Here is a 13,129-nt window from a genome sequence, read left to right as displayed (position 1 = left end):
TCAGGAACGACGTGCGCGCGCTGCGACGCCCGGTTCCGGGCGGCGCGGGGACGGCACCGCGACCTCGGGGTGGACGACGACGTCGAACCGGGCCCCGGCGCCGTCGGGGCCGACGCCGTCGACGGTCTCGTGCGCCCGGACCGTCAGCCCGCGGGCGGCCGCCGCGGCGGCGAGCGCCTCGTGCACCCGGTCGGCCGTCCCGGCCTGCCCGAACGCCCCGCGGTAGTGGTAGGCGAGCAGCATCCCGCCCGGCCGCAGGCGGTCCAGCAGGGCGGCCAGGCCGACCTGCAGTGTGACCGTCTCCCAGTAGTAGAGGACGTCGGAGCAGACGATCAGGTCGAAGTCGCCCTCGGGCATCTCGTGCGGGAGCGTGCGGCGGACGAAGGTCCCCGACGGCACCCGGGCGGCGGCCCGCTGGACCGCGGCCGAGCAGATGTCGACCCCGAGCAGCGCCGCGGTGTGCCCGGCGAGTCGGACCGACAGGGCACCCTCGCCGCAGCCGACCTCCAGCACCCGGTCGAAGCGGCGGCCGGCGAGCGCGTCCATGACGGTGCCGTACTTCTGCTGCTCGTAGGCCGACAGCCCGATCGAGTACGGGTCCGGGCTGCGGTAGAGCCGGTCGTGCGTGCGCCGGCCCCAGCCCGGCTGCCACAGCCAGGTCTGGCCGGTCCAGCGCGGGTCGTGCTCGTCGCGGCCGAGCCGGGCCAGGCTGCGCACCGGGACCGCGGCGGCACGCGCGCCGCCGCTCAGGGAGAGCCGCGCGATCCGCCGGGCGTGGTCGATCGGCGTGCGACGGGCGGGTCGGCTCTCGGCCATCGGGCGCTCCCGGGGACGGACGGGTGATACGTCCGGTGTGTCGCCGGACGACCACCTCCGCGTTACGCCGGACGACCGAGCAACCCCCGATGCGGTGACTCCGCGCTCACTGGCCCTTACGGGCCGCGGTCTCCTCGGAGGCCTTCACGACCTGCACCTGGTCGCCGATCTGCAGGTAGTCGAAGTACGCCTTGGCCTCGGCCGGCGGGACGTGGATGCAGCCGGCCGAGGAGCGGTTCGGGTCGCCGCTGTGGAAGGCGATGCCGCCGTCGTTGAAGAACACCGACCAGGGCATCGGGGCCGGGTCGCCGTTCGGCAGCCGCGACTCCTCGCTCTTGTGGGTCGCGTCCTTGCGGTAGACGCGCAGCGAGTGGCCGACCGGGGTCTCCTGGCCGTTGCCGCCCGAGGAGATGCCGATCGGGCCACGGATGACCTTGCCGTCCTGGATGAGCCAGGACTTCTGCGAGTCCAGGTCGACGCAGGCCTTGGCGGTGATCGAGCACGGGGTGCCCGGGACGAGCGGCTGTGCGCGGGCCTGCTCGGCGGCGGGGGATCCGGCCAGTGCCGTCCCGGCGACGGCGACACCCGCGATGGTGGCCAGTCCGAGGCCCAGTGCGACGAGGCGGCGGGGCCGCTGTCGGACGGTGTCCATGGGGTGCTCCTGTTCGTCCGCGTCGCCCGGGGCGGCGACGCCACGTGATCGTTCCGTCACCGTGGGAGACGCGCGGGGAGCGCCCAGGTTGCGTGACGAAAAGCTCTGCCGTGCGCGGCCAGTCTGCACCCCGGCCCCGACCGGCCCGGACGCGGTGCGCTCCCGTCCCGATCACCCGGAAGGACCGTCTCGGTTCCGATGTCCGGTCCGCCCGGCTCCGTCCGTCCGGCGCAGCCGGGACACCTGCTCGCGGCACCGGTGGACACGACGATGCCGGCGACCCGTGGGGGGCGCCGGCATCGTCGGGAGGGACGGGGTCAGTGCGGGGTGACCTCACCCATCTCGACCCAGGCGTCCTTGCCGTCCTCGCTCTGGAAGTTGATGAGCGGCTTCTCCGGCACGACCGAGCCCATGAAGTCGAAGAACTTCTGCGCGTGGTCGGTCTTGACGTGCGCGTCGCCGGCCGCGCTGTCCTTGAAGACCTCCACGATCACGAACTCGTTCTGCTTCTCGACGTTCTCGTGGTAGTCGAAGGAGATGTTGCCCGGCTCCGAGTTCACGTCCTTCTTGTACTGCGAGATGCCGGACAGCCACTCCTCGCGCTTGTCCGGGCGGATCTGGGCCTTGAGCACGATGAGGATCACGTGAGCCTCCGGTTCACTTCTGGTCGGCAACGTCGCCGGGGATCGTTCCACGGATCGCCGCACCGCGGGCGTCTCGAAGTGCGACGCCGCGGGGCTTGACGGACCCCTCAGGCGAAGGTCGCGGTGTCGATCACGAAGCGGTAGCGCACGTCGCCCCGCACGACCCGCTCCCAGGCCTCGTCGACCTGGTCGCAGGAGATCGTCTCGATGTCGGCGCCGAGGCCGTGCTCGGCGCAGAAGTCCAGCATCTCCTGGGTCTCGCGGATGCCGCCGATCTTCGAGCCGGACAGGCTCCTGCGGCCCGCGACCAGCGAGAACCCGTGGTAGGACAGCTTCTCCTCGGGCACGCCGACGTTGACCATCGAGCCGTCGAGCTTCAGCAGGCCGAGGTAGTCGTCGACCGGGATCACCGCGGCGACGGTGTTGACGATCAGGTCGAAGGACCCGGCCAGCTCGGTGAAGGTGGCCTCGTCCTCGGTCGCGTGGTAGTGCGCGGCCCCGAGTCGCCTGCCGTCCTCCTGCTTGGACAGCGTGCGGGAGAGCACCGTGACCTCGGCGCCCATCGCCGCGGCGATCTTGACGCCCATGTGGCCGAGACCGCCCATGCCGACGATCGCCACCTTCTTCCCGGGGCCCGCGTTCCAGTGGTGGAGCGGGGAGTAGAGGGTGATGCCCGCGCACAGCAGCGGCGCGGCGACGTCGAGCTCGACGCCCTCCGGGATGCGCAGCACGTAGTTCTCGTCGACGACGATCTGCGTGGAGTAGCCGCCGTAGGTGGGCTCGCCGTCGTACTCCGTCGCGTTGTAGGTCTGCACCTCGCCCTTCAGGCAGTACTGCTCCTCGCCGGCCCTGCAGTTCTCGCACTCGCGGCAGGAGTCGACGAAGCAGCCGACGCCGACGGTGTCGCCCACGGCGTAGCGGGTCACGTCGTCGCCGACCGCGGAGACGACGCCGGCGATCTCGTGGCCGGGGACCATCGGGTAGATGCCCTCGCCCCACTCGTCGCGGGCCTGGTGGATGTCGGAGTGGCAGATCCCGGCGTACCGGATGTCGATGACGACGTCGTGCGGCTTCGGGTCGCGGCGGGTCACGGTGCCGCGCTCGAACGGCTTGTTCGGGCCGGCGGTGGTCATGGCGGGCACGGTCGTGGGCACGTTTCCTCCTGGTCGGCGTCGCGTGTGGACGTCGTGTCTGGGGTGGCCGGGCTCCGGTGCCGCGGCGGTACGGGCGGCCGTCGTACGGCCGCATCGCCATGTGGCTACCCGTCGATGGTTGTGCACAATGCATCGGCGGGCTGTGGTTCACGTCTCCCACCCGCGGAGGAGCGCAGGATCCGTCGGAGGAGGGATCCGCGGCCGCGCCACCGTCCCTACCGTCGTGTCATGACCTGGACGAGGGGGGACGCCGCGGTGCGGCGGGAGGACGATGTGGACGGCGCCGCCGCGACGACGGCGGTGCCGACGACGCCGCGACCGTGGTGGAACCGGGTGGGCTGGGCGCTGCACGCGCTGCTGCGGTTCGTCCTGATCCTGCTCATGCAGGCCTACGTCTGGTCCAAGCTGAACCTGTCCCAGATGGGCCGGGCCGACTACTCCGACGCGCTGGCCATGACCGGTGAGAAGAGTCCGATGGGCCTGCTGTGGGGGCTCATGGCCTACTCCCCGGTGATCCAGTTCCTCGCCGGGTTCGCCGAGCTCGTCGTCGTGCTGCTGCTGGTGTTCCGGCGCACGGCGTGGGTCGGCGGCCTGCTCGGGACCGTCGCGCTCGGCACCGTCTTCCTGCTGAACATGACCTACGACGTGCCGGTCAAGCAGTTCGCCCTCGCCCTGACGGTCGGGTTCGCGCTCGTCGCGGCTCCCGAGCTGCCGCGGGTGGTCCGGTTCCTGGCCGGGCGTCCGACGGCGGCGACCGTGGGCTCCCCGTGGCTGCTGCCGTGGCCGCGGGTCCGCCGGGTCACCCGGTGGCTCGTCCCGGTGCTCGGGCTGGCCCTGGTCGCCGCGCAGGGCGTGCTGTTCCAGCAGTTCCAGCCCGCCCTCCAGCGGAGCGACCTCGCGCTCGCCGGGGTGTACCGGGTGGTGGAGGACCCGACGGCCCCGGCCGCGCGGCTCGCCGACGACCGGCGCTGGCAGCACGTCGCCGTCGGGCAGTGGACCTACGTCGGCCCGTCGATCCCGATCCCCGGCTACCCGCAGTCCGGGTCCGCCGGGATCTCGCTCCGGCTCGCCGACAGCACCTTCGTCCGGGGGACGTGGCGGCCCGTGGGGGACCGGACGATCCGGGTCGAGTGGAACCCGCCGCAGTCCGGGGCCGCCCCGATGTTCGAGCCCGCCGTCCGGACGGTCGAACTCACCTGGGCGGTCCGGCCCGACGGCCGGGTCGAGCTGGCCGGGGACGGGCAGCGGCTCGTGCTGGAGAGCGATCCGGAGCTGCGCTTCCTCTACGACCGCGGCTTCTCCTGGGCGGAGGGCAACGGGGCGGCCGTCAACCGCTGAGGCCCTACGCTGGCCCGATGATTCCGCGGCTGGGACTCGCCGAATGGGTGGTGCTGGCCGTGGCCGGCGAGCGTCCGGTGCACGGTTTCGCCGTCGCCGCGCTCACCGCCGCCGACGGCGAGCTGGGCCGGGTGTGGCAGATCCCGCGCCCGGTCGTCTACCGGGCCATCGGCAGGCTGGTCGACGCCGGCCTGATCACCGCCGAGGCCGTCGAGACGAAGGGCGGCCCGCCCCGCACCCTCTACGCCGCGACCCCCACCGGCCGCGGCCACGTCGACGCCTGGCTGGGCACCCCGGTCCCGCACGTGCGGGACCTGCGCTCGGAGTTCCTGCTGAAGCTGGCGGTGCTGCATCGGCACGGCCGGGACGCGACCGCGCTGGTCGACGCCCAGCGTCGCGAGCTGGCCCCGATCGTCGCGGCGCTGCGGGCGGAGCAGGACCGGGCCGGGCGGGCGGGGGACGACGGCGCCGACGAGTTCGACCGGATGCTGGCCGCCTGGCGGCGCACCTCGGCGGAGGCGGCGCTGGCCTTCCTCGACGAGCTCTGACTTGTGCTCCCGACACGGATAGCGGATAGTCTCGATATCCGATCAGGAGGGGTGGTCATGGTGGACGTACGCATCGGTGACGCCGAGCGGGAGCGCGCACTGGAACGGCTCGGCAGGCACGTGGGGGACGGGCGGCTCGACCTCGCCGAGTTCTCCACCCGCAGCGAGCAGGTGACCGCGGCGCGCACGGCGTCCGAGCTCGCCGCCGTCGAGGCGGACCTGCCCCGGCTGCCGCGACCCGCCGACCCGGAGCGTGAGCGCCGGGTCCGCCGGACCGTCCTGGCCGCGACCTGGGGGCCGTGGGCGCTGACCGCGGTGATCGTCCTGACGGTCTGGGCCGCCGTCGCGCTCGGCGGGGGCGGCGGCTACTTCTGGCCGATCTGGGTGATCGGGCCGTGGGGTGCGGTGCTCGCGCTCGGCACGCTCACCGGCCGCTCGGTCGCCGGTCCGTGCGGGCGGGCGAGAACCGGCGCGGAACGGGTACACCGGGTACATGCCCCGTCGTGACCTGACCTGGATCCCCCGCCTGCTGGGCGCCGCCACCGCCGCCTACGGCGCGGCCGTCGCCGCGAAGCCGGACGTGCTGCTGTCGCCGACGAAGCTGTCCGGCGGCGGCCGGACCCCGTCTTCGGGGACCACGCTGCTCGCGCGGGCGGTCGGCGGGCGCGACCTCGCGTCCGGCCTGGCCATGGCGCTGGCCCCGGCCGGCACCCCGCTCAAGGCCGCCATCGCGGTGCGGGTCGGCGCCGACGTCGTCGACCTCGTGGTGCTGGGCTCGCAGCTCCCCGACCGCGACGCCCGGGAGAAGGCGACCATGGTCGCCGCCGGCTGGGGCGCGCTGTGCGCGCTCTCGCTGCTCGCCGCCGACCCGCCGCGCCGGGGGTTGCTCGGGCGCGCATGACAGCCCGCGGGCCGTCCACCATGATCGGGCGATGGCCACGAGCACCGGGGGCGACCCCCACCTGGAACGCGCCTACTCGCTGAGCGGCCCGGCCGACGCCCGGGCCCTCTACGACGAGTGGGCCCCCACCTACGACGCGGACCTCGCCGGCGAGACCCAGGGCTACGTCGCGCCCGCGGTCACCGCGGACGCCGTCGTCGCGGCCGCGGGCCCCGGCGGGGAGATCCTCGACGCCGGCTGCGGCACCGGGCTGGTCGGCGTCGCGCTCCGCGAGCGCGGCGCGACCACCGTCGACGGGATCGACCTGTCGACCGGGATGCTGGAGCGGGCCCGCGCCACCGGCGCCTACCGGGAGCTGCGCGAGGCCGACCTCACCGCCGCGCTCGCGCTGCCCGACGACTCCTACGACGTCGTCGTCTGCGTCGGGACGCTCACCCACGCCCACGTCGGGCCCTCGGCGCTGGCGGAGTTCACCCGGGTCGTGCGGCCGGGCGGGTACCTGGTCGCGACCGTCCTCGACGACGTCTGGGAGTCCGGGGGCTACCGTGCCGAGGTCGACCGGCTCGCCGCCGCCGACGTGTTCGAGGCCGTCTCGATCGAGGTCGCGCCCTACCGGTCCGGGCAGCAGGTCGACTGCCGCCTCCTGGTGCTGCGGGTGCGGTAGGTGAGGATGGACCCATGAGCGACGACCGCGGCCCGGTGACCGGGCGCCGGATCCTGACCGTGCTGCTGGTGCTCTCGGCCGCTGTGCACGTCCGGCTCGCGTTCGGCGCCGCGGGGCCGGTCCTGGCCGGGCTGGACGGGCTCGTCGCCGCGGCCGCCGTCGTGTCGCTGCTCCTGCTGCTGCGCCGGGCCGACGGCCCGGCGCTGCTCGCCTGTGCCGTCGCCGGCGGGCTCGGTGTCGCGCTGTTCCTCGTGCCCGGGCTCCTCGCCGTCGCGCAGGGGGTGAACTGGACCGCCTGGCTCGACGCGTGGGCGTTCGGCGGTCTGCTGCTCGACGCGATGGTCGTGCGGATCGCGGTGTTCACCCTGCGCCGGGCCGAGGGCGCGCCGCGCCGCTGACGCCGGTGGAACATCTCCGGATCGAAAGCATCGGCGCCTTCCCTGTCGGTTCCGTGATCGTGGAAATGTACTCCTGAGCTGCGACGACGTAATCGGTCGTTATCTCCGTGTGATACGTCACCGGCCGTCCGCTTGACCTGATCTCGGCCGGTCGGCGAACTTCGTGGTCGCTCCGGTCCACACGGGCCGGGCACGCACCGAAGCGCCGGAACCGCCACGCCACCACGGCCCCGTCCCGCGGTCCCCGGCCAGTCGACCTGCACGGACCGAGACGGGGCCGCGGGCCGCGAGTCCCCTCGCGACGACACCGGCACAGCGCTCCCCGCGCGACCGGCCCGCCCGGAAAGCCGTGGGTCCGGACCTCAGGTGATCAACAATGAGCAGCACGCGCATGTCCATCCGTGGGCGTTTCGTCGGAACTCTCGTCGCCGGTGTCCTGGCGTTCGGCGCTCCGCTCGCCCTCGCCGGGCCCGCGACGGCCGCCCCCGAGACCTCCGCCGCGGTCGCCCCCGCCGCCGTCGCGGTCCCCACGCAGTCCGTCGCGACCTCGACGTGGGACAAGCTCGCCCAGTGCGAGTCCAGCGGGAACTGGAACACCAACACCGGCAACGGCTTCTCCGGCGGCCTGCAGTTCACGCAGTCCACCTGGAAGGCCTTCGGCGGGTCGGGCAAGGCGCACAACGCCAGCAAGTCCGAGCAGATCCGCGTCGCCGAGAACGTCCTGGACGCCCAGGGCTGGAAGGCGTGGCCGGCCTGCTCCAAGAAGCTGGGCCTGCGGTAGTACGCGGCACGCACGGCGGCCGGTGACCCGCTCGGGTCACCGGCCGCTGTCGTGATCACGGATCGGGCACCGATCACGTCGCCCGGCGACTCGTCCGGTGCCCGATCGGTGATCACCGGAGAGTCGAGGGCGGCGTCGGGTCAGTAGCTGCGGGGCAGCCCGAGCACGTGCTCGGCGACGTGGTTGAGCACCATCTCCTGCGGCAGCGGCGCCAGGCGCATCAGGCGGGCCTCGGTGAAGTAGCGGCTCACGTCGTACTCGGTGGCGTAGCCGAACCCGCCGAGGGTCTGCACCGCCCGGTCCGCGGCGAAGAACGCGGCCTCGGCGGCCAGGAACTTCGCGGTGTTGGCCTGCTCGCCGCACGGCTCGCCCGCGTCGTAGCGGGCCGCGGCGTCGGCGATCACCAGTGCCGCAGCCTGGAGCCGCATGTGCGCCTCGGCCAGCGGGAACGCGATGCCCTGGTTCTGCCCGATCCGCCGCCCGAACACGGTGCGCTCCTTCGCGTAGGCGACGGCGGCGGCCAGCGCGGCCCGCCCGGTGCCCAGCGCCTCGGCGGCGATCAGGATCCGTTCCGGGTTGAGCCCGTCGAGGATCAGCCGGAAGCCGCGGCCCTCCTCGCCGACCAGGTCGGCGGCGTCGACGGGAAGGTCGTCGTAGACGACCTCGCAGGACACCACCGCGTTGCGGCCCAGCTTGTCGATCGGGGTGATCGTGACCTCGGGGCGCTGCAGGTCGGCGAGCAGCAGCGACAGCCCGTCGGTCCGCTTCGCCACCTCCGCGCGCGGGGTGGTGCGCACCAGCAGCAGGACCTTGTCGCAGAACGGCGCCTTCGACGTCCACACCTTGCGCCCGCGGACCAGGTACCGGTCGCCGTCGCGGCGGGCGGTCGTGGTGATCGCGGTGGTGTCGAGGCCCGCGTCGGGCTCGGTGACGCCGAACGCGACCTGCAGCGACCCGTCGGCGACCCGGGGCAGGTAGCGCCGCCGCATCTCCTCCGAGCCGTGCCGGACGACCGGGTTCATCCCGAAGACCGACAGGTGGATCGCCGACGCCCCGTTCATCGCCGCCCCGGACGCGGCGACCTCCTCCATCACCGCGGCGGCCTCGGAGATCCCGGCGCCCCCGCCGCCGTAGGCCTCGGGGATGGCGACGCCGATCCAGCCGCCGGCGGCCATCGCGTCGTGGAACTCTTGCGGGAACCGGTGCTCGCGGTCGCAGGTGCGCCAGTACTCCGCCCCGAAGCCGGAGCAGACCGCGCGGACCCCCTCCCGGATCTCCGGATGCGTGCTCACGCCGCGCGCAGCCGGGTGACGACGTCGAGCACCAGGGCGGGGTCGGCGTCGTAGGGGGTGTTGAGCGAGACCCGGTCGACGAGGCCGCGGTAGCGGTCCGCGACCCCGGACGCCACCCCGGCCGGGTCGCCCGCGACGGCGAACAGGGCCAGCAGGTCGTCGTCGACCAGACCGGCCATCTCGTCCCAGGCCTGCCGGCGCGACAGTCCGTTGAGCTCGTCGGCGAGCGCGCCGCGGCCGTGGTGCTCCAGGACCGGCTTGTACGGCGGGGTGGAGGCGTAGAAGGCGATCTGGCGGCGCACCCCGGCCTCGGCGACGGCCCGGGCCTCGGCGTCGGCGCCCAGGACCGCGAAGACCGGCAGGCACACGTCGAAGCCGGTGAGGTCGTCGCGGCCGCGTCCGCGGCGCAGCGCGGGCAGCGTCACCTCCGCCAGGTACGACGGCGAGGTCAGCGAGTGCGCCAGCAGGCCGTCGGTGACCCGGCCCGCGACCTCGGTCATCCGCTCGCCGACCGCGGCCAGCATCACCGGCGGGATCCCGTGCGGGTTCGGCCCCGGTGAGAAGAACTCGGTCATCAGGGTGTGGGAGTAGAACTCGCCGCGGTGGTGCAACCGGTCCCCGGTGGCCCAGGCGTCGAAGATCGCCCGCAGGGCCGAGACGAAGTCCTCCATCCGGGCCGCGGGGCGGCTCCACGGCATCCCGAACCGGCGCTCGATGTGCGGGCGGACCTGCGAGCCGAGCCCCAGGTCGAACCGGCCGCCGGAGAGCAGCTGCACGTCGTTGGCCTGGTAGGCCAGCGTCATCGGGTTGCGGGCGAAGGCGACCGCGATCGCCGACTGCAGCCGGATCCGGCTGGTCGCCCGGGCGGCCAGCGCCAGCGACACGAACGCGTCGTGCGAGGTCTCGGGGACCGACAGGGCGTCGTAGCCCTCGGCCTCCGCGGCGACGGCCGCCGCCTCGGTCTCGAGCGGGGAGGCGGAGAAGCCGCCGGTGGTGTCGACGCGCAACTCAGGCGCCCCGCTGCTCGGGGACGACACGGTCGAGCCAGGACAGCAGGTCCGCGACGATCTCCTCGCGGTTGGTCTCGTTGAACACCTCGTGCCGGGCACCCGGCCAGATCTTCAGCGTGACGTCCTGCAGCCCGGCCTCGGCGTAACGCTCGGTCAGCGGCCGCACCAGGGCCAGCCCGGCGTTGACCGGGTCCTCGTCCCCGACGACGACGTACACCGGCAGCCCGCCCGCGATCCGCTTGAGCGTGGCGACCTCGCCGAGGGGCCGGGCGGCGGCGAACATCGCCTGCGTGCCGGGCAGGTCGAGGCCGAAGCCGCAGCGGGCGTCGGCGACGTAGGCGTCGACCTGCGCGGGGTCGCGGCTGAGCCACTCGAAACCGGTGCGCTGCTCGAACGGCGCGTTGAACGACGACAGGTCCAGCGGCGCGGACAGGTCCAGGCCCTGCTCCATCAGGTCGAGCAACGCGGTGCCGGACAGCACGACCGCGTCCGGCGGCGTCCCGTCGGCGACGAGGAACTGCTGCACGGCGAACGAGCCCATGCTGTGACCGAGCAGCACCAGCGGGGCGCCCGGGTGCTCGGCGCGGGCGTGCGCGGACAGCAGCCCGATGTCGCTGACCAGCTGTCCCCAGCCGTCGTCGCCGAGGACGCCGAAGTTCTCGGGCCCGCCCGCGGTGGCGCCGTGACCGCGGTGGTCCTGGGCGTAGACGGCGAAGCCGCGGGCGGTCAGCGCGTCGGCGAGGGCGACGTAGCGCAGGGCGTGCTCGCCCATGCCGTGGGTGATCTGGACGATTCCGCGCACCGGGTCGCCCGCGGCGGCGGGGAGCCAGCGGTAGGCGGTGACGGCGGCGCCGTCGCGGCCGGAGAAGGTGAACGTGTCGGACATGCGTGGGCACCGCCAGTGGTGAGGGGTCGATCTCGGTCGGATCGTGCGTCACGGGGCCGGGGCGGTCAATGCTCAGGCCCGATCCCGGGTTCGATCTCGGCCAGGTCGGCGACCATCGCCGCCAGGACGCGCAACGTGGCGTCGACGTCGCCGGGCCGCAGCCGCGCGGCGACCGCCCGCAGCCGGGCGTGCTCGCGCCCGACGACGTCGTCGATGACCGCCCGGCCCGCCGCGGTGGCGGCGACGAGCTTGGACCGCCGGTGGCGGGGGTTCTCGGTCCGCTCGACCAGGCCGGCGGCGAGGGCGTCGTCGACCATGCGCTGCACGAACTGACGGCTCAGTGACTGCGACCGGCCGATCTCCGGCACGGTCATCGGTCCGTGGCGGCGCAGCTGGTCGAGCACCGCACGCACGCCGGCGGACATCCGGTTGTCCGGCTCCGCCTCCTCGACCTCGCGCAGCACCCGCCGATACAGGGGCCCCACCAGCACGTACACCTCGGCGAGCTGCTCGGCGGCCCGGTCGACATCGGTCACCACCGCAGTATGACACCTCAGTTGTCATTCTCTGTGTGCTATGACACCTTGGTTGTCATGACACTCACGCTCGCCCAGGCCACCGTCCCGACGTTCCTGACCGTGCCGGGCGTCCGGATCGCCTACCGCGACACCGGTCCGCACCCCGGCGGGCTGCCCCCGCTGGTCCTGCTGCACGGCGGTGCGCTCGACGGCCGGATGTGGGCCCGGCAGGTCGCCGCGCTCTCCGACCGGCACCGGGTCGTCGTCCCGGACGCCCGCGGGCACGGTGCCTCGTCCGACCCCGGCCCCGAGGGGTACCGCCCGCACGACGACGTCGCGGCGCTGCTCGAGCACCTTGACCTGGGCCCGGCGGTCCTGGTGGGGCTGTCGATGGGGGCGCGGACCGCGTTCGACACCGCGCTGGAGCGCCCGGACCTCGTCGACCGGGTCGTGGTCTGCGGGGCCGGAGCCGGGGAGCCGGCCTGGACGGACCCGTGGATGCTCGACACCATGGCCCGCTGGGAGCAGGCCCGTATCGACCTCGACGCCGAGCGGTGGATCGCGGTCTTCCTGGAGTTCGTGCCCGGCCCGTACCGCACGGCCGCCGACGTCGACCCTGCCGTGCTCGCCGAGGTCCGGCTGATGGCCGTGGACCTGCTCGCCCACCACCTGCCCGCGGACCCGGCCGCGCCGCCGCCGCCGATCGGTTTCCTCGACGACGCCCTCGCCCGCACCCGGAACCTGGCGGTGCCGCTGCTCGGGATCGTCGGCGACCTGGACTCCGAGGGCCACCGGCGGATCGTCGCCGACACGGTCGCGGCCGTGCCGGACGGCCGGCTCGTGACGCTGCCGGGGACCGCGCACTACCCGAACATGGAGTGCCCGGCGGAGTTCGAGCGGGCGGTGACCGAGTTCCTCAGCCGGTAGGGGTGCGGGCCCACACCGCGTACAGCGGATCCCCGGGCGCGCCGCAGTCGCGGGCCGAGGGGGCGTCGAACGCGCCGCTGCGCCGGAAGTACTCCCCGACGATCGCGACCCGCGTCCTGTCGTCGGAGGCGAGCCAGCCGCGGACCGCCTTGGTCGGGAAGCAGCGGTTCGAGAACGTGGCGGCGAACACCCCGCCCGGCACCAGCACCCGTCCCACCTCGGCGAACACCGCGACCGGGTCGGTCAGGTAGTCGACCGAGACGGTGCAGACGCAGGCGTCGAACGCGGCGTCGGCGAAGGGGAGCACCGGGTCGGCGTTGAGGTCGTGGCGGACGGCCTCGTGGGCCATCTCGTTGGCGGCGAGCTCGGCCCGGTTCATGCCCAGCACGGTCAGGTGCTCCGGGCGGCGCGGCAGGTGCGACACCCACGACGACATCAGGTCCAGCACCCGGCCGGTGGTGCCGATCTCGTCGTAGAACGCCGACGCGGCGGCGATCGCGCCCTCGTCGATGTGCTGGACGAAGCGCGGGGGCAGGTAGAACTCGCGGTCGTCGACCGGGTCGGCGCGGTCGAAGAAGCCGTCGGGGAAATCGCTCATCG

17 protein-coding genes are annotated in these 13,129 nt (G+C 73.9%); 8 read left to right on the top strand and 9 right to left on the bottom strand.

Annotated features, from left to right (window positions below; all coding sequences use genetic code 11):
• The 4 genes from KPL57_RS31180 to KPL57_RS31165 all read right to left on the bottom strand — a co-directional run bounded on the left by KPL57_RS31180 (position 1) and on the right by KPL57_RS31165 (position 3,245).
• Complete coding sequence (locus KPL57_RS31180; protein WP_226354236.1) at positions 1-816, bottom strand: trans-aconitate 2-methyltransferase; 816 nt, start codon at positions 814-816, stop codon at positions 1-3.
• Between the two features lie 106 nt (positions 817-922).
• Positions 923-1,468 (bottom strand): L,D-transpeptidase, encoded by a 546-nt coding sequence (locus KPL57_RS31175; protein WP_226354235.1) that lies wholly within the window; start codon positions 1,466-1,468, stop codon positions 923-925.
• A gap of 317 nt (positions 1,469-1,785) precedes the next feature.
• Positions 1,786-2,112 (bottom strand): putative quinol monooxygenase, encoded by a 327-nt coding sequence (locus KPL57_RS31170; protein ID WP_226354234.1) that lies wholly within the window; start codon positions 2,110-2,112, stop codon positions 1,786-1,788.
• Positions 2,113-2,219: 107 nt separating this feature from the next.
• Positions 2,220-3,245, bottom strand: a complete 1,026-nt coding sequence (locus KPL57_RS31165) for an NAD(P)-dependent alcohol dehydrogenase (RefSeq protein ID WP_226356600.1) — start codon at positions 3,243-3,245, stop codon at positions 2,220-2,222.
• Positions 3,246-3,494: 249 nt separating this feature from the next.
• Between KPL57_RS31165 and KPL57_RS31160 the strand changes: the two genes are divergently transcribed.
• From KPL57_RS31160 to KPL57_RS70455, 7 genes are all read left to right on the top strand, one after another.
• Complete coding sequence (locus KPL57_RS31160) at positions 3,495-4,604, top strand: hypothetical protein (RefSeq protein ID WP_226354233.1); 1,110 nt, start codon at positions 3,495-3,497, stop codon at positions 4,602-4,604.
• Positions 4,605-4,621: 17 nt separating this feature from the next.
• Entirely contained in the window at positions 4,622-5,152 is a 531-nt protein-coding gene (locus tag KPL57_RS31155; protein ID WP_226354232.1) for a PadR family transcriptional regulator, read from the top strand.
• A gap of 57 nt (positions 5,153-5,209) precedes the next feature.
• Positions 5,210-5,659, top strand: coding sequence for a DUF1707 domain-containing protein (locus KPL57_RS31150; protein WP_226354231.1), 450 nt, complete (start codon positions 5,210-5,212; stop codon positions 5,657-5,659).
• Positions 5,646-6,053 carry a hypothetical protein gene (locus KPL57_RS31145; protein WP_226354230.1) on the top strand — a complete coding sequence of 136 codons (408 nt, stop codon included), beginning with the start codon at positions 5,646-5,648 and terminating at the stop codon, positions 6,051-6,053. The genes KPL57_RS31150 and KPL57_RS31145 overlap by 14 nt, the downstream gene beginning before the upstream one ends.
• A 31-nt stretch (positions 6,054-6,084) precedes the next feature.
• Positions 6,085-6,717 (top strand): class I SAM-dependent methyltransferase, encoded by a 633-nt coding sequence (locus KPL57_RS31140; protein ID WP_226354229.1) that lies wholly within the window; start codon positions 6,085-6,087, stop codon positions 6,715-6,717.
• A gap of 14 nt (positions 6,718-6,731) precedes the next feature.
• The gene (locus KPL57_RS31135) at positions 6,732-7,115 is read left to right on the top strand and encodes a hypothetical protein (RefSeq protein ID WP_226354228.1); all 384 of its coding nucleotides are present in this window, start codon (positions 6,732-6,734) and stop codon (positions 7,113-7,115) included.
• A gap of 376 nt (positions 7,116-7,491) precedes the next feature.
• Positions 7,492-7,896 carry a transglycosylase family protein gene (locus KPL57_RS70455; protein WP_373324044.1) on the top strand — a complete coding sequence of 135 codons (405 nt, stop codon included), beginning with the start codon at positions 7,492-7,494 and terminating at the stop codon, positions 7,894-7,896.
• A 140-nt stretch (positions 7,897-8,036) separates the two neighbouring features.
• Here KPL57_RS70455 and KPL57_RS31125 read toward each other — a convergent pair whose 3' ends face one another.
• From KPL57_RS31125 to KPL57_RS31110, 4 genes are all read right to left on the bottom strand, one after another.
• Entirely contained in the window at positions 8,037-9,188 is a 1,152-nt protein-coding gene (locus tag KPL57_RS31125) for an acyl-CoA dehydrogenase family protein (RefSeq protein ID WP_226354227.1), read from the bottom strand.
• Positions 9,185-10,195: a TIGR03617 family F420-dependent LLM class oxidoreductase gene (locus tag KPL57_RS31120; protein WP_226354226.1), complete on the bottom strand. Its 1,011-nt coding sequence runs from the start codon at positions 10,193-10,195 to the stop codon at positions 9,185-9,187. The genes KPL57_RS31125 and KPL57_RS31120 overlap by 4 nt, the downstream gene beginning before the upstream one ends.
• 1 nt (position 10,196) lies before the next feature.
• Entirely contained in the window at positions 10,197-11,084 is an 888-nt protein-coding gene (locus KPL57_RS31115; RefSeq protein WP_226354225.1) for an alpha/beta fold hydrolase, read from the bottom strand.
• Positions 11,085-11,149: 65 nt separating this feature from the next.
• The gene (locus KPL57_RS31110; RefSeq protein ID WP_226354224.1) at positions 11,150-11,620 is read right to left on the bottom strand and encodes a MarR family winged helix-turn-helix transcriptional regulator; all 471 of its coding nucleotides are present in this window, start codon (positions 11,618-11,620) and stop codon (positions 11,150-11,152) included.
• A 57-nt stretch (positions 11,621-11,677) separates the two neighbouring features.
• Between KPL57_RS31110 and KPL57_RS31105 the strand changes: the two genes are divergently transcribed.
• On the top strand, positions 11,678-12,529 hold the full coding sequence (locus tag KPL57_RS31105) for an alpha/beta fold hydrolase (RefSeq protein ID WP_226354223.1): 852 nt from the start codon (positions 11,678-11,680) through the stop codon (positions 12,527-12,529).
• Here KPL57_RS31105 and KPL57_RS31100 read toward each other — a convergent pair.
• A complete protein-coding gene (locus KPL57_RS31100) occupies positions 12,519-13,127 on the bottom strand; it encodes a class I SAM-dependent methyltransferase (protein ID WP_226354222.1) in 609 nt (202 codons plus the stop codon). The genes KPL57_RS31105 and KPL57_RS31100 overlap by 11 nt on opposite strands.
• Between the last annotated feature and the right edge of the window lie 2 nt (positions 13,128-13,129).

The sequence above is a fragment of the Pseudonocardia sp. ICBG601 genome (assembly GCF_020496245.1).
Note: the sequence above shows the minus strand (reverse complement) of the source record. Positions and strands in the feature narration are given on the sequence as shown.

What these genes read in the sequence shown, in the direction of transcription:
- KPL57_RS70455 (WP_373324044.1), top strand. Translation starts at nt 7,492, where the DNA reads ATGAGCAGCACGCGCATGTCCATCCGTGGGCGTTTCGTCGGAACTCTC.
- KPL57_RS31155 (WP_226354232.1), top strand. Translation starts at nt 4,622, where the DNA reads ATGATTCCGCGGCTGGGACTCGCCGAATGGGTGGTGCTGGCCGTGGCC.
- KPL57_RS31175 (WP_226354235.1), bottom strand. Translation starts at nt 1,468, where the DNA reads ATGGACACCGTCCGACAGCGGCCCCGCCGCCTCGTCGCACTGGGCCTC.
- KPL57_RS31145 (WP_226354230.1), top strand. Translation starts at nt 5,646, where the DNA reads ATGCCCCGTCGTGACCTGACCTGGATCCCCCGCCTGCTGGGCGCCGCC.
- KPL57_RS31160 (WP_226354233.1), top strand. Translation starts at nt 3,495, where the DNA reads ATGACCTGGACGAGGGGGGACGCCGCGGTGCGGCGGGAGGACGATGTG.
- KPL57_RS31180 (WP_226354236.1), bottom strand. Translation starts at nt 816, where the DNA reads ATGGCCGAGAGCCGACCCGCCCGTCGCACGCCGATCGACCACGCCCGG.
- KPL57_RS31150 (WP_226354231.1), top strand. Translation starts at nt 5,210, where the DNA reads ATGGTGGACGTACGCATCGGTGACGCCGAGCGGGAGCGCGCACTGGAA.
- KPL57_RS31165 (WP_226356600.1), bottom strand. Translation starts at nt 3,245, where the DNA reads ATGACCACCGCCGGCCCGAACAAGCCGTTCGAGCGCGGCACCGTGACC.
- KPL57_RS31105 (WP_226354223.1), top strand. Translation starts at nt 11,678, where the DNA reads ATGACACTCACGCTCGCCCAGGCCACCGTCCCGACGTTCCTGACCGTG.
- KPL57_RS31135 (WP_226354228.1), top strand. Translation starts at nt 6,732, where the DNA reads ATGAGCGACGACCGCGGCCCGGTGACCGGGCGCCGGATCCTGACCGTG.
- KPL57_RS31100 (WP_226354222.1), bottom strand. Translation starts at nt 13,127, where the DNA reads ATGAGCGATTTCCCCGACGGCTTCTTCGACCGCGCCGACCCGGTCGAC.
- KPL57_RS31140 (WP_226354229.1), top strand. Translation starts at nt 6,085, where the DNA reads ATGGCCACGAGCACCGGGGGCGACCCCCACCTGGAACGCGCCTACTCG.
- KPL57_RS31115 (WP_226354225.1), bottom strand. Translation starts at nt 11,084, where the DNA reads ATGTCCGACACGTTCACCTTCTCCGGCCGCGACGGCGCCGCCGTCACC.